General features: G+C 36.5%; 12 protein-coding genes and 1 pseudogene. 9 read left to right on the top strand and 4 right to left on the bottom strand.

From position 1 onward, the window contains the following. Positions 1–629 precede the first annotated feature (629 nt). Complete coding sequence (locus tag ACP6PM_RS14100) at positions 630–1703, top strand: YheT family hydrolase (RefSeq protein ID WP_426585596.1); 1074 nt, start codon at positions 630–632, stop codon at positions 1701–1703. A 470-nt stretch (positions 1704–2173) separates the two neighbouring features. Continuing rightward, positions 2174–2380: pseudogene (locus ACP6PM_RS14095) on the top strand (cytochrome d ubiquinol oxidase subunit II); the annotation flags it as partial. 225 nt (positions 2381–2605) lie between these two features. Here ACP6PM_RS14095 and ACP6PM_RS14090 read toward each other — a convergent pair. Then, positions 2606–4162, bottom strand: a complete 1557-nt coding sequence (locus ACP6PM_RS14090) for a glycosyltransferase family 39 protein (protein ID WP_426585594.1) — start codon at positions 4160–4162, stop codon at positions 2606–2608. Positions 4163–5032: 870 nt separating this feature from the next. Between ACP6PM_RS14090 and ACP6PM_RS14085 the strand changes: the two genes are divergently transcribed. The 6 genes from ACP6PM_RS14085 (at position 5033) to ACP6PM_RS14060 (ending at position 12146) form a co-directional block, all read left to right on the top strand. Continuing rightward, positions 5033–5533: a DUF2231 domain-containing protein gene (locus tag ACP6PM_RS14085; protein WP_426585592.1), complete on the top strand. Its 501-nt coding sequence runs from the start codon at positions 5033–5035 to the stop codon at positions 5531–5533. Continuing rightward, complete coding sequence (locus ACP6PM_RS14080; protein WP_426585591.1) at positions 5530–6135, top strand: DUF2231 domain-containing protein; 606 nt, start codon at positions 5530–5532, stop codon at positions 6133–6135. The genes ACP6PM_RS14085 and ACP6PM_RS14080 overlap by 4 nt, the downstream gene beginning before the upstream one ends. Before the next feature lie 209 nt (positions 6136–6344). Further along, positions 6345–7253, top strand: a complete 909-nt coding sequence (locus ACP6PM_RS14075; RefSeq protein ID WP_426585589.1) for a cytochrome c oxidase subunit II — start codon at positions 6345–6347, stop codon at positions 7251–7253. A 445-nt stretch (positions 7254–7698) separates the two neighbouring features. Beyond that, complete coding sequence (gene ctaD, locus ACP6PM_RS14070; protein ID WP_426585587.1) at positions 7699–9369, top strand: cytochrome c oxidase subunit I; 1671 nt, start codon at positions 7699–7701, stop codon at positions 9367–9369. A 221-nt stretch (positions 9370–9590) separates the two neighbouring features. Next, positions 9591–10205, top strand: coding sequence for a cytochrome c oxidase subunit 3 (locus ACP6PM_RS14065; protein WP_426585585.1), 615 nt, complete (start codon positions 9591–9593; stop codon positions 10203–10205). Between the two features lie 423 nt (positions 10206–10628). Further along, complete coding sequence (locus ACP6PM_RS14060; RefSeq protein ID WP_426585583.1) at positions 10629–12146, top strand: GMC oxidoreductase; 1518 nt, start codon at positions 10629–10631, stop codon at positions 12144–12146. A gap of 556 nt (positions 12147–12702) precedes the next feature. Here the strand turns inward: ACP6PM_RS14060 and ACP6PM_RS14055 are convergent. Continuing rightward, complete coding sequence (locus ACP6PM_RS14055; RefSeq protein WP_426585581.1) at positions 12703–13122, bottom strand: PIN domain-containing protein; 420 nt, start codon at positions 13120–13122, stop codon at positions 12703–12705. After that, a complete protein-coding gene (locus tag ACP6PM_RS14050) occupies positions 13119–13355 on the bottom strand; it encodes a hypothetical protein (RefSeq protein ID WP_426585579.1) in 237 nt (78 codons plus the stop codon). The genes ACP6PM_RS14055 and ACP6PM_RS14050 overlap by 4 nt, the downstream gene beginning before the upstream one ends. Positions 13356–13511: 156 nt before the next feature. Here ACP6PM_RS14050 and ACP6PM_RS14045 point away from each other — a divergent pair, with 156 nt between their 5' ends. Beyond that, positions 13512–13658 carry a hypothetical protein gene (locus tag ACP6PM_RS14045; RefSeq protein ID WP_426585577.1) on the top strand — a complete coding sequence of 49 codons (147 nt, stop codon included), beginning with the start codon at positions 13512–13514 and terminating at the stop codon, positions 13656–13658. Positions 13659–13948: 290 nt separating this feature from the next. On the opposite strand, the gene ACP6PM_RS14040 is transcribed toward ACP6PM_RS14045, so the two are convergent. After that, positions 13949–14206 carry a hypothetical protein gene (locus ACP6PM_RS14040; RefSeq protein WP_426585575.1) on the bottom strand — a complete coding sequence of 86 codons (258 nt, stop codon included), beginning with the start codon at positions 14204–14206 and terminating at the stop codon, positions 13949–13951. Positions 14207–14342 lie beyond the last annotated feature (136 nt).

Genomic DNA, 14342 nt, shown 5'->3' with positions numbered 1-14342 from the left:
TTTTAGTCACTCGCATGTTCTCTTAATACTTATTTTACAAACAGTCTCTTATTTGCCTTGTCTAGATATGGTATAGAACCTTTTACTTTCTCCCAAGTAGGCATCAATTGGAAACCAAAAACATTTGGGTATGATTTACCAATTGTTTATCTAATTTGGTTGTTAATAACTTTTCTATTATACATTATATGTTATCAGAAAATAAGGTTTAAAGCTACCCGTTTCAAGGGAATAAAAAAATAAAATTCAGTCTTTCAAACCTTCCTATTTTAATTAATTGATAATATATAATTACTTATGGTTAAAATCGAGATGGTTGAATATAAGGAAATATTATTTCTTTTTTCTGCTTAAAAGGAGAGAATTTAAATCTTTGAGGATTAATTATCAATTATCCATTCATTGTAATAAGTACTAATAACTGATGAGTGAAATTATTGTAGGGTCAAAATTTTGAGCCTATAAAATCTTACTTTTGACTGCCAGATGTGGGTCTTACATTCTCTTCGCCGAGCGTTTCCGCAGGAAATGGAAACCTCACCAATTAGCACTCGCTTTTAACTTCCGTGAAACGGTATGATATACTTTCAGATTAACAAATTTAAGTTTTCTTAGATTAACATTAATTTATGGCTCATCCTTCTTATACTCCTCCGTGGTTTCTAAAAAATGGTTTAGCAATGACTCTTTATGCAGCGTTTTGGATGCCTCGTTTTTGGGAAGAGGTTGCTGCATTTCCTGAGCCTCCTTACCAAGATACAATTTTTATAGGTGCAAATGATGTGCCAATTTTTGGCTGGATGGCTATTCCAGAAAACCCAAAAGGTACAATTATTGGGACTTATGGAATTACAGGAGAACTAGATAATCAATGGTTCTTACAACTATTAGGACGCAAAGCTTACGCTCAAGGTTATGCCGTTATTTTATTTGATTGGCGTGCCCATGGCAAGACAGCATTACTATCACCAGCTCTAACTTCAGATGGGATTTATGAAGGGCAAGATTTTGTTCATATTGCCGCTCAAGCAAAAGCAATGGGTTGTCCGCCTAATTTTTGGTTTACTGCATATTCTTTAGGAGGACAATTAGCACTTTGGGGTGCAAAAGTAGCAGAAAATTTGGCTCCAGAATTAGGATTAGCAGAAACAGATATTGGTGGTTGTGCAGTTATTTGCCCCAGTCTAGAAGCTCAACGTTCTCTCTCTTATTTAAATAGTTATCCTTTAGGAAGACACTTGGATAAAGGAATTAGTAAAAACCTCAAAAAATTAGTTTGGTTAATTCACGAGCATCATCCAGATTTTATCGATCCAGAGGCAATTGAACGAGCAGATTCTATCTGGAAATTTGATGAAGAATTTATCATCGAGCGATTAGGGTTTTCATCAGTAGAAGACTACTATAAAGCAACAAGTCCCTTGTATTTTTTGCCTAATCTTCAGAAAAAAACATTGATTATTTATGCTGAAGATGACCCGCTATTTGACCCAACGATTGTGCCAGATTTAAAAGCTGCTTGTAAAAATAATTCTGCCATCGATTTGATTGTAACTCGTTACGGTGGTCATGTGGCTCATATTAGTAATCGATCGTGTCAAAAGCTTGCCCAAGATCCTGATATTTGGTGGGCATGGAATCGAGTTTTTGAATGGATTAAACAACATGAAACAGCAACATTAACTACTGCAGTTGCTGTCTAATTTAATCATCAGGAATTGGGCAATAATTCTAATTCCTGAAACTTATTTTGTAGTCAATATTTAGCTAATTAATATAGCACTATACATTAGACATCTCCAGAAAAGAGGGAACACTTAACTGGGAACAGGGAACAGGGAGAAATAATTGATAATTTATCCATAAGAATTGATTTAATTTTTTATTGTTGGAGATGTCTATTAAGTGTAGGACACTGGCAAAAGTAGAAAACTTTTGCGTTTTGCTTTCTTTGTGGCAGTATAACTTATGACAAATTGATTTGAGAAGTTGATTTTGAGGGTAACTATGGCTAATATTTCGGTGCCAGCAGCCAGCTCCTCGTCAGATCCCGCCCAAAAAATTCTACTGACTTGGTTCTGGGTCTTCCTAACTTCAAGTCGTTCGTGCAGCGTCTTCGTTGGGAATTTTCTTGATTTGGCAGTTAATTAAAACACTGAATAATTAAGCATAAAGAACAGCTTTGATTTGGATGATTTTGATTTTTATGTTTACATTTATGGGGTTAGCTTTGGTAGTTTTTCCTTATATTATTCCTATCAAAATTATTATTTATGAGGCTGCTACTGACCGTAGTTCAATGGTGTTTATGATGATTTTTATTGGAGCTTTAATTCCGGTTATGTTGTTCTACAATCTTTCTCAATATTTTGTGTTTTGAGGCAAAGTAAATAGCACTTATAACGGGGAATAGTAAATCTGTTCTAGGGGTTGGTTTAATATCAGGAAGAAAGTAGAGCAGTAGGAAGTATTGCTCCTCTACATATCAATCTGAATAATTTTATTTATCACTAAAACATAAATTGAATATTCTTTAACTACAAATAATATTTGGACTTTTGATTACTTGAAATTAAATACTAAACTTTGAGTATTTATATTTGTATTATTTTTTAATTTTGATTAAAGGTAGTTTTTTGTATGTTTGATCTATTGAATAGCCATTTTCTTCTACTATTTCTAGTAAATATTTTGAAGGATTCAATAAAAATATACCAGTAAAATCATTAAGATTATTATTTACTCTAAATTGATGAGGTTCATCCAATAGCTGATATTTTACTTTTGGATTAAGCATATAACTGACAGAGAAGATACTGGTGAGTTTGGAGTAACCATTTACTTCTCCAATGATAAGTGGCGAAGTATAATTATTAATAATTTGAGCCATAGGAATGTTTTCTAAGTTTCCTTTATTCCAACCTTGTTCAGCATTAATATATCTTGTACAACTCCAAAATCCTAATGCCACGATCATAATCATAACTATTAACCATATTCTTTTCTTCCATATTTGCTTGGATGAGCTTAGAAGAATATGATCGGTAAAAACATAAGCTACAGCTAACTGAATACCTAGATAAACAGGAATCATATATCTTGCAACTTTTGTTATTTTATAGCCTAAAAATATATCTACTAACAGCAAAGGGATAGCAATAGAAAAAGTAAGAGTGAAAATAAATAACCAAATCCGCTCTGGAGTTTTACGGAAAACATAATACATTGAATATGCTTCTAATATAAGAATGAATGTATATATTCTAGGTTTAGCACTAAGAAAAATATAGCTAAGATTCAAAGCCCACATTTTTGCTAAATAAGATAGCCCAACTTCTTGTTTTAACCAAGAACCTCCAGCATTATTTTCAGGAGTAGTGTATTTAAAAATAACTAATATCCAAGGAAAAAAACAAAGAACTATTAACAAGGAAGAAACTAGAAAAAAAACTAAAGTTTTGCTGAGACGAAAACGTTCGGTTATCAATACATAAAGCCCATGTCCAATTAGAGTGAAAACAGTGAAAGGAAAAGTATATATCCCTACTACTGCTGTTACAATATATATTGCCCAACAACCCAACGAATCCTTAAATCTTATCGCTCTTAATAAAGCAGAACATGAGAATAAGGTTGTTATTGTCCATAAACTATAGGGTCTTGCTTCCTGAGCATACATAACATGAAAGAGAGATACTGATATTAAGGTTATGGCAAACCATCCAACTTCTTTTACTTCAAATAATTCAACACATAACCAATAAAAAGCAGGAAAAATAAGCAAGCCGATAATAGCAGATAAACTTCTCAGAGAAGCTGGTGAATTACCGAAGATTATAGCCCAAAAACGTGCTATGACATAATATAAAGGTGGATGTTGAGAATCGCATTGAGCTTTAGCGATCAACATATCTTTAAGATTTTTTTCACTATTAGGAGTTTGATATTTTTCCAAATCTTTAATAGTTAAAATATCTCCGTTACCTATATTTTCAACAATCTCTTCTCCACAATAACCTGAAATCATAAAAGAGGTAAAGACTTCATCTCTCCAATATGATTTTGTATCTATATTTGCAAAACGAAAGAAGATGCCTATAACTAGAAAAAAAATCACCGAAAATTTAATTAAAGTATTGGATTTATTTAGTTTTATTTTCATAATTAGATTTAGTATGAGTAGCAAAAATATACTTAGGCGTCATGTAAAAATAAGTTCTACAAATTTGATATGAAATAGATTGTGAAATCTAGGTTCCATAAAAAAAACTGTTCAGGTTATTCTTACACGACTCCTTATAGCAATCAGGAATCAGAGGTGAGAATTTTACTACTCCCTAAAAGTCTAAAATATGGTGGTTATGATATTCATAAGATACAGTTTTTTCCTTCTTCTGTGTTACCTGTTGCCTATAGGTTTACACTCACAATTCAGATTCAGATGGCGATCTTAAAATTTAACATATTATTTTTATGAACCCCAAAATTGATTGGCATTCATCCCGGGGCTACCTAAATTTTTCTGTAAATTTAGTTACAGTATTTTAGCAAGATAGAGAATAGGGTGGTCTTAAATTTTAATTAAACAGCTAGCTTTTATAGTATTTAACGTAGAAAGCTAGTGAGAGAAAATCCGATTGATAATCCCCTTTATTTATAAACTCATAATCCTCTAAAGTTAAGCTATATAGCCATTACGGAAAAGAGATATAATTTCTAGGATTTGCAGATCTAAGATTCTGAGCTTTTTTACATTTTCAGAATAAAAATAGTACAGTTAATTATGACAAAACGTCAAATCTAAAGAAAATAATGTTATCTTAACTACAGAGATTTTTAACTTTCATCAAAAAAAAAAGAATTGAGTATTTTTATCAGAAAATTGTGAGTATTGATACGGTTAAAAATAGATATCTTCTTTAAATTCAAGTAGAACGTTATGAGAAAAATTGATCAAAATATTTGTCTGAAGTAACTCGTAAAGTTTAATTTTTTTTCACGCATATATACTTATCTATTGAAGGAGAAGACTATGTGGGAGTATCTACCACCTTTAAACGAACACAATTTACCCTATCCAGATACAATACATCCCATTGTTGTCCACTTCGTAATTGCGATGGTATTATTTGCCTTCCTATGTGACATTATTGGTTACTTCACTCGTAATTTCCGTTTATATGAAGTAAGCTGGTGGAATATGTTTTTCGCCACCATTTCTATTTTTATTGCCATAATATTTGGTCAATATGAAGCAGGTTTGGCACAACCTTATGAAGCAGTTCAACCTGTGCTAAATTTACATACATTAATTGGTTGGTCTCTTTCAGGAATCATCGCTGCTCTCACTGGTTGGCGTTATGTGATTCGTTCCAACAACTCAGAAAAACTGCCAACACCCTATTTGGGATTGGGATTTGTGTTAGTAGCCATAGTTTGCTTCCAAGTATATTTGGGAGATGAACTGGTTTGGGTGTATGGATTACACACAGTACCAGTAGTGGAAGCAATAAAGGAGGGAATTTTACAATGAACCCAGAATTAATAGATAGTTTGAGTGCGCAAGTTGGGGCAAATGGTCTTCCCTACGCCATCCCCATTCATCCGAATTTAGTTCATCTGACCCTAGGTCTGTTTATTATGGGGATTGCTTTTGATATTGTTGGCATATTGTTCCCTCTACAAAAACAATTCCTGAAAGTTTTAGCTATATCTGCTACTCGTTCCAACTTTTTTGATGTAGGTTGGTACAATATGTTAGCTTCATCAATTATTACATTTTTCACGGTAGCAGCAGGATTTTATGAAATTATGTTAGCAACACCATCTCCCGAACTTAAAAGTGTCTGGGGGTTAGGAGCAATGGATACGATGGTGTGGCATGGGGTTGGTGGTGTGTTCCTATTAGCGATGATTGTGGGAATGACAATTTGGAGAGGATTTCAACGTTATATTTGGTCTCAGGATAAACTTCTAGAAGTGCAATGGAGTTATTTAGCAGTTGGTTTATTTATCATGTTTATTATGTACGTTCATGGGACTTTGGGCGCACAGTTAGCTGCAGAATTTGGAGTACATAACACTGCTGATGCTTTGCTAGAAATTGGCAAAGACCCTAATGTTGTCCTGAAATAATTTTATACCGTTTCACGGAAGTCAAAAGTCAAAAGTCAAAAGTAAGATTTTATAGACTTAAAACTTTGATGCTACAGTAATCTCAGGAAATTATTTCACATCTAAAGCTTAAAACTATTTGTGACATCTTTAAAGTGAATTGGTATAATTTCCTTCTGTTCCCTATTCCCTATTCCCTATTCCCTGTTCCCTATCTCAAGGATATTGATATGAAAATCCGCACTATTTTAACCTTGGGAGCGATCGCTCTGGTTTTAGCTGCTGTTAGTTTTTGGATCGGGCAAGTATCTTACTCGTGGTTGCCAGTTCAAGCGGCAGCAGAATCTATATTAATTGATGAGTTATTTAGTTTTCTCGTCACTCTTGGCAGTTTCATATTTTTGGGCGTAACTGGAACCCTAATGTATTCGGTTATTTTCCAACGCGCTGCCAAATATGACTACAGTGACGGTCCCCACATTGAAGGTAACATTACCCTAGAAGTTGTTTGGACAGCAATACCAATTTTTCTCGTATTTTGGATTGCTGCTTACAGCTACAATATCTATGAAAAAATGTCTATTCAGGGACCGATGGAATTAGTGCATTTGCATACACCATTAGAAATGGAATCAGCTTATGCAGATCCATTAGAAGCTGTAACTGAACCTGTAGAAGAAATCGAAGTATATGCTAAACAGTGGTCTTGGGTATTTCGCTATCCAGAAAATGGAGTGACTAGCACCGAGCTGCACTTACCTGTAGATCGGCGCGTGCGGGTAGCATTAAATTCAGAAGATGTGCTGCATGGATTTTATATTCCAGCATTCCGACTGAAGCAAGATATTATTCCCAAGCACCCAATAGATTTTGAATTTACTCCAATTCGTGTAGGCAAATATAGTCTGACTGATTCTCAATATAGCGGTACTTATTTTGCTACAATGGCAGCAGATGTGGTTGTTGAATCTCCGCAAGATTACAAAAATTGGCTGGCAAAAGCAGCGAATACCAAACTATCTCCAGCAGAAAATCAGGCACATACTGAATATATTCAAAAATTAGAAGCACCAGTGCAACCAGGTTGGCCTTCAGTTAAACCTGCTTCACCTCCTGTTGTTAATTATCATCAGAGTTAGGAAGCTTTCAGTTATCAGTTATCAGTACCTCTAGCTGAATTCAGATGCTTGAAATAAAGTTATTGTTTTTTAAAAGGGGAAGCTTGAAACCTTATTTGTTGGTCAGACAAGGTAGATAAGGAAGTAGAAACAAGAAAAATTTAAACTCAGAACTGCAAAAGTAATATATGACACAAGCATTTATTGTCAGTTTTACTACTGCAATAATCCTGAAATGGTGCGTTACGACAGATTGTTAAATTCCTTTCATAGTGAATTATTGTAGCTGTCTAACGCACCCTACTGGACCGTTTCATCTTAAATGTTGCTTTAGAAAAATGCTGGAATCTATCTATAGCAAGAATTTAGCCCGAAAAGCTAATGCACAGTTTTAGATGAAACAATCCACTACAATTTAGCTAACCTACAGATTTTTATTTGCAGATATCAAGGAAAAAAATATTCTATGAAAGAAATAACAATCGAAGGCGTCAGTGATGCTATAGAAAAACCAGAACACGAACAACCGCCGAACTGGAGACGATACTTCAGTTTCAGCACCGACCATAAAGTTATCGGTATCCAATACCTAGTTACCTCGTTTATCTTCTTCCTAGTCGGTGGAATATTTGCGATGGTGATACGGGGCGAATTAATGACACCAGAATCAGACCTCGTAGACCGAACCATTTACAGCGGAATGTTCACAATGCACGGCACGGTCATGCTATTTTTGTGGACGTTTCCATCTTTAGTTGGTCTGGCAAACTATCTCGTACCCATAATGATCGGAGCGCGAGATATGGCATTCCCACGTTTGAATGCTGCTGCTTTCTGGATGGTGCCAGTAGTAGGCATCCTAATGATGGCTAGTTTCTTTGCTCCCGGTGGACCTGCCCAAGCAGGTTGGTGGTCATATCCTCCCGTAAGTATCCAAAATCCTACGGGTAGCGTAATTAATGGTCAGGTAATATGGATTCTTGCTGTTGCCATTTCCGGTGTTTCCTCAATTATGGGGGCGGTCAATTTTGTCACAACTATTGTGAGAATGCGATCGCCAGGCATGACTTATTTCCGAATGCCAGCTTTTGTTTGGACGGTATTTGCAGCTCAAATTATTCAATTATTCGGACTACCAGCACTAACAGCAGGTGCGGTGATGTTGTTATTTGACATTACAATAGGAACGGGATTTTTTAATCCTGCTAACGGAGGCAACCCAGTTTTATTCCAGCACTTTTTCTGGTTTTATTCCCACCCTGCGGTTTACGTTATTATTCTACCTATTTTTGGCATTTTTTCGGAGATATTCCCAGTTTACAGTCGCAAACCACTATTCGGATACAAAGTGGTAGTAATTTCATCCATGATTATTGCTGGAGTCAGTGGTCTGGTTTGGGTACACCATATGTATGCGAGTGGTACACCTCCCTGGATGCGGATGGTTTTCATGTTGTCAACTATGTGCGTTTCTGTACCAACAGGAATTAAAGTATTTGCCTGGGTAGCGACTATTTGGGGTGGAAAAATTCGTCTGAATACTCCGATGCTGTTTGCTTTGGGTGGGTTGATAATGTTTGTGTTTGCTGGTATTACTGGAATTATGCTTTCTGCTGTTCCCGTAGATATTCACGTTAACAATACCTATTTTGTGGTTGGTCATTTTCATTATGTTCTCTACGGCACCGTAACAATGGGAATGTATGCTGCTATTTACCATTGGTTCCCGAAAATGACTGGGAAAATGTATTATGAAGGTTTGGGTCAGTTGCATTTTTGGTTGTCATTCATTGGCACAAACCTCAACTTTTTACCAATGCACCCATTAGGTTTGCAAGGAATGTTGCGCCGTGTTTCTTCTTATGCACCCGAATATGAATTCTGGAATTTGGTAGCGAGTCTGGGAGCATTTTTGTTAGGAATGTCTACTTTGCCCTTCATTTTAAATATGGTTAGTTCCTGGATACAAGGTAAACAAGCACCTGCTAACCCTTGGCGAGCAATAGGTTTAGAGTGGATGATTTCTTCTCCGCCAGATGTAGAGAATTTTGAGGAACTCCCTGTAATTATTTCTGAACCTTATGGTTATGGTAAATCAGAACCTTTGACTGCTAACGACCCTAATGGTCATATATAGTTATCAGTTATCAATAGTAGGTTGGGTTGCACTGTCGCTTAACCCAACAAAATAAAATATCTGTCTGTAATATGTGTCTGTTGGGTTTCGTACCTCAACCCAACCTAGGAGACTCACTAAGAATTTAACTTCTGACTTCAGCTATATGTGTCTGTTGGGTTTCGTACCTCAACCCAACCTACGCTAACTAGAAGTGATATAAATTAAAGGAGAATTTTAATATGGATAGTGTAGTCAATTCAGAACAAGTACAAGAACCTTTGCATTCAGCAGTTGCCGAACATACCCACGACGAAGAAGGGAATAGTATGTTTGGGTTTATCGTTTTCCTACTTTCGGAAAGCATAATTTTCCTCAGTTTCTTTGCTGGATATATTATTTACAAAACCACAACTCCTAACTGGTTGCCCCCTGGTGTTTCTGGTCTGGAAGTTAGAGACCCTGCAATTAATACAGTGATTTTGGTTTCCAGTAGTTTCGTTATCTATTTCGCAGAAAAAGCTTTAGAACGTGACGACCTAAAATGGTTTCGCATATTTCTGTTTGCCACAATGGCAATGGGAACCTATTTTGTAGTAGGTCAAGGAATTGAATGGAATAGTTTAGAGTTTGGTTTCACCACAGGGGTATTCGGTGGAACTTTCTATTTGTTGACAGGTTTTCACGGTCTGCACGTTATCACAGGTATTTTGTTACAAGGAATTATGTTAGGTCGCTCTTTTATTCCTGGCAACTACGACAACAGTCACTTTGGCATTAATGCTACTTCCCTATTTTGGCATTTCGTTGATGTAATTTGGATTATTTTGTTTATCCTCATTTATGTTTGGCAGTGAAATAATTAGGAATTTAGGAGTCAGGAGTCCTAGGGGCGATTCGCGAATCGCCCCTACAGGAGTCAGAATAAATTTGTTTGTCTAAAATAAAACATAATTCCGATCCAAAACGGGAGCAAGATGCTCCCACTACTCAAAAATTTAATTTTAATGACTCCTAATATGATGTCCGGATAAACATTAACTATAAACAGGACTTACCCATAAGGTACGAAAAACTAGGATTTGAGATTGCTTCCCTGTCGGTCGCAATGACAAAAATATGTTGTATTGCGTAAGTCCTAATAAAGTCATTGCGACTGGAACGGAGTGGAAGGAAGCAATCTCATGTTTTAGATATTTCTTCTATTTATTCCTATTAACTGGATATGATAGAACTCCTTCTTCAATAGTTCTCAAAAAAATTATTAAAGGAAGAATAAAATGATTATAGACGATCAAAATTATGATGTAATTATTGTCGGTACAGGAGCAGGTGGAGGTACTTTAGCTTATAAACTTGCTGCAACTGGCAAAAAAATCCTCATCTTAGAAAGAGGTGATTTTATGCCTCTGGAAATCCAAAATAGGGCTAACGTTGATATCTTTAAAAAAGAACTTTATCGCGCCCCTGAAAATTGGTACGATAATGCAGGCGAACCATTTTCTCCACAGACAAATTATGCCGTTGGTGGCAATACAAAAATCTATGGAGCTGCCCTAATTCGGATGCGGGAAAAAGACTTTGAAGCAGTGGAACATCAAGAAGGAATTTCTCCAGAATGGTGTTTCAAATACAAAGACTTTGAACCTTATTACACTGAAGCAGAACAACTTTATAAAGTTCACGGTCAGACGAGCAACGACCCTACCGAACCTCCCCACAGTGCAGAATATCCTTATCCCGCAGTTGACCACGACCCAGAAATTCAAAAAGTTGTCGAAGCGATCGCCGAACAAGGTCTACATCCAGAAACTTTACCATTAACTCTTACCCGCGAAGAAGAAGACCCGACAGGAGATTCAGAAGTATTCGGTATTGCACCACTGCTAGACTCTCCCAATATTACTATTAAAGCTAATGCCAAAGTAGTTTGTTTGCTCACCAACTCCTCTGGCAATACCGTCAAAGCAGTAGAAGTAGAAATTGGTAAACAATCATTTCTATTTTTTGGAGATATTGTCGTACTTGCTTGTGGAGCGGTAAACTCAGCAGCATTACTATTACGTTCTGCTAACGAAAAACATCCCGATGGTTTAGCAAACAGTTCCGGACAAGTTGGTCGCAACCTGATGAAACATCAAATGACCGCCGTAGTGCAACCCAGTCCGAAACCTAACTCTGGAAACTTTCTCAGAAGCGTTTGTGTAAATGACTTTTATTGGGGAGACGAAAATTATTCTTATCCAATGGGTCACATTGAGAACACAGGGGGGTTACTGCAAGATATTACTTTTGCTGAGTCTCCACCTATATTATCTGTTTTAGCAAAAGCAATGCCTGGGTTTGGTTTGAAACAGTTAGCATTGCGTTCCATTGGTTGGTGGATACATTCGGAGATATTACCAGACCCCAATAACCGAGTTGAAGTCAAAGGAGACAAACTTTTCTTCCATTACACTCCTAACAACTGGGAAGCACACGATCGCCTAGTTTATCGTTGGATGGATGTATTGAAGTCCGTAGACAAAGCAGTAGGAAATGCAGTTTCGAAGCGAGGCAACATTTATCCCCGTGGAGAAGTTCCCATCGAAGTTGTCGCCAATCAGTGCGGTACCTGTCGGTTTGGGGAAGACCCGAAAACATCGGTTTTGGATATTAACTGTCGTACTCACGATGTAGATAATTTATATGTTGTGGATAGCAGTTTTTTCCCATCCAGTTCTGCTGTAACTCCTGCTTTGACAATTATTGCTAATGCTTTGCGGGTAGGGGAACATTTAAAAGAGAGATTACAGTAATAGACCGACACAACTGAAATAGTGCATTAGGGAATCAGAACCCGTAGGGGCGGGTTTCACCATTAAGTTAACGAGTTTTCACATTGAGTCAGATAAACCCGCCCCCAATGATGTAATATCATGTCCGGTTGAATACTTACACTTTGGAGGAGGTAAGGCAAAAGGCAGAAGCGGTGCGACCCCGCGTCGCCGACAGGCGCAAGGGAACGCGCACCAAGAGAGGCATAAGGCAGAAGGGAAGAAAAGGTTAGAAGGGATAAAGTTTTTTTATCACTGATTATCCGGACATGATATAACACACTTTCCTAGGGGCGGGTTTATGTAAATCTTACAGTAAGCATGAAAATTTCCGCTTGAGTCAGATAAACCCGCCCCCAATGATGTAACACACTGTCCTAGGGGCGGGTTTATGTAAATCTTACAGTAAGCATGAAAATTTCCGCTGAAACCCGCCCCTACTATTGCACTATTTAAGATGAAACAGTCTATTAGCAGCGCTAAAGCGCAACTACAAACAAAGACTTTTTTATAACTAATTATCTAAACATAATATTACTCAAGAATTATTCATCTGTTCAAATAACTGTTGAACTGACAAAATAGGCAAACTTGCACCAGCAAAATCATCAGCATTACGAGTAACAATAGCATCAACATTCTCAGCATAAGCACAAGCTAACTGGACTCCATCTTCAAAGTCTTTCAAATTAGAAGCAAAAGCAGTTTCTAAAATATTACGATTAACGTCGCAAATTTCCATTAATGCTAATGTCATAGCTACTGCTTCTCTTGCTCGTTCAAAACTTTTAGTTTGTTTTCTGACAATGTAGAAAATATTAGTTAAAGTTGTTGCTGTGACATATCCTTCTATTTGCTGAAGTCTTAGAGCTTCAAATAAAGCATTAGCATCATTCAAAAAAGGCTCTCTCTCTAAGACAAAATCTAGAACGATATTAGTATCTATTAATACCCTCATTTTAGATATTTCTCCACTAAACGTTCTTCAAGCATCGCCTCAACTTCAGCATCAGTTGGAGGTGGGTTATCTGTTTTTCCTATACCTCGGAACTTGTCTAAGAACTCTGGGGGTAACTGTGGACGAGGGCGAAGTTCTCGGTTCAAAGAATCTGCAATGGCCTTGAGTAATAACAGGCGATCGCTCACTGATAAATTCAGAGCTTTTTTTCTTAATTCTTGTAGTTCTGACATAATTTTTATTCCCTTAAATATTGTGCTATAATATTAGCACAAATTATTCTAGCTCTATTCCCTATTCCCTATATCAATTTTCCCGTAGGTTGGGTTGAGCTGGCGAAACCCAACTATAATATTAATAATAATTAATCTAAAATATCTCCAAAAACTATGACTGCAAAAATTAACTATCCTCATATAAAAATAGAGGAGAATCAACCACCACGACTACAAAGAATACCCAGAGTGCGTGTTGCTCAAATTGTTATGGATTATTTAGCTTATTGCTCTCACGGCCTTGTGTGTATTTTTCCTTAATCATACTTTACCCCGTGTGAGCTTTTTTACTCTCTCTTATACTTTTCAAACAGCCTCTAAAAATTTCTTCAATGTCAAATAATAGAAATAACCCCAAACTGGAACTCAAGCACAATTTTGAAACCCAGTTAACAACGCTAAACCTGTGATTAAATATCACCCCTAGAGTAGGAAATTTAAGGGTCTATGGGTGATATTTGAACATTTTCATGAGGCAATGAGCGACATTTAAAGCCTGATATTAAAACCGACCATTACAGCCACCAAAGTCACCGCCACCACCGGAGTCACTACAGCTTAGTTTCTTCCAATAAATCAATCATTTCAGCTTGCCGATTATTTCTCTCGGCGTTTAGATTAATGATTGTCTCTTGCTGTTTGATGATTCGGTCATATTTAATTTGAGTTGACTTATTTTCTTTGATAATCTCTTCAATAGATGATTGAATTTTTTCCAAGTTAGCAACAATCCAACCAATGCCAAAAATCCATCTTGTTAGAATCACCTGGATGGGTACTAATAACAGTAACAGAAGTAAATGTTCCATAAGAATCAATAGACAAATTAGTCTGTATAACAACAACAGGACTTACGCAAAGACACTATATATAGCGTATGGCAAATAGAGCGGTCGCTACATTTTTTTTTAAGCGATCGCCTAAACAAGAAAATCATCATAACTT

The organism is Dapis brunnea BLCC-M229 (assembly GCF_050015995.1).
Taxonomy (GTDB): Bacteria; Cyanobacteriota; Cyanobacteriia; order Cyanobacteriales; family Microcoleaceae; genus Trichodesmium.
The sequence above is the reverse complement of the archived record's forward strand: the minus strand, read 5'-3'. Positions and strand labels throughout refer to the sequence as shown.

Excerpts from the sequence above, each read along its gene's own strand:
- ACP6PM_RS14100 (WP_426585596.1), top strand. The coding sequence starts at position 630 with ATGGCTCATCCTTCTTATACTCCTCCGTGGTTTCTAAAAAATGGTTTA.
- ACP6PM_RS14090 (WP_426585594.1), bottom strand. The coding sequence starts at position 4,162 with ATGAAAATAAAACTAAATAAATCCAATACTTTAATTAAATTTTCGGTG.
- ACP6PM_RS14085 (WP_426585592.1), top strand. The coding sequence starts at position 5,033 with ATGTGGGAGTATCTACCACCTTTAAACGAACACAATTTACCCTATCCA.
- ACP6PM_RS14080 (WP_426585591.1), top strand. The coding sequence starts at position 5,530 with ATGAACCCAGAATTAATAGATAGTTTGAGTGCGCAAGTTGGGGCAAAT.
- ACP6PM_RS14075 (WP_426585589.1), top strand. The coding sequence starts at position 6,345 with ATGAAAATCCGCACTATTTTAACCTTGGGAGCGATCGCTCTGGTTTTA.
- ctaD (WP_426585587.1), top strand. The coding sequence starts at position 7,699 with ATGAAAGAAATAACAATCGAAGGCGTCAGTGATGCTATAGAAAAACCA.
- ACP6PM_RS14065 (WP_426585585.1), top strand. The coding sequence starts at position 9,591 with ATGGATAGTGTAGTCAATTCAGAACAAGTACAAGAACCTTTGCATTCA.
- ACP6PM_RS14060 (WP_426585583.1), top strand. The coding sequence starts at position 10,629 with ATGATTATAGACGATCAAAATTATGATGTAATTATTGTCGGTACAGGA.
- ACP6PM_RS14055 (WP_426585581.1), bottom strand. The coding sequence starts at position 13,122 with ATGAGGGTATTAATAGATACTAATATCGTTCTAGATTTTGTCTTAGAG.
- ACP6PM_RS14050 (WP_426585579.1), bottom strand. The coding sequence starts at position 13,355 with ATGTCAGAACTACAAGAATTAAGAAAAAAAGCTCTGAATTTATCAGTG.
- ACP6PM_RS14045 (WP_426585577.1), top strand. The coding sequence starts at position 13,512 with ATGACTGCAAAAATTAACTATCCTCATATAAAAATAGAGGAGAATCAA.
- ACP6PM_RS14040 (WP_426585575.1), bottom strand. The coding sequence starts at position 14,206 with ATGGAACATTTACTTCTGTTACTGTTATTAGTACCCATCCAGGTGATT.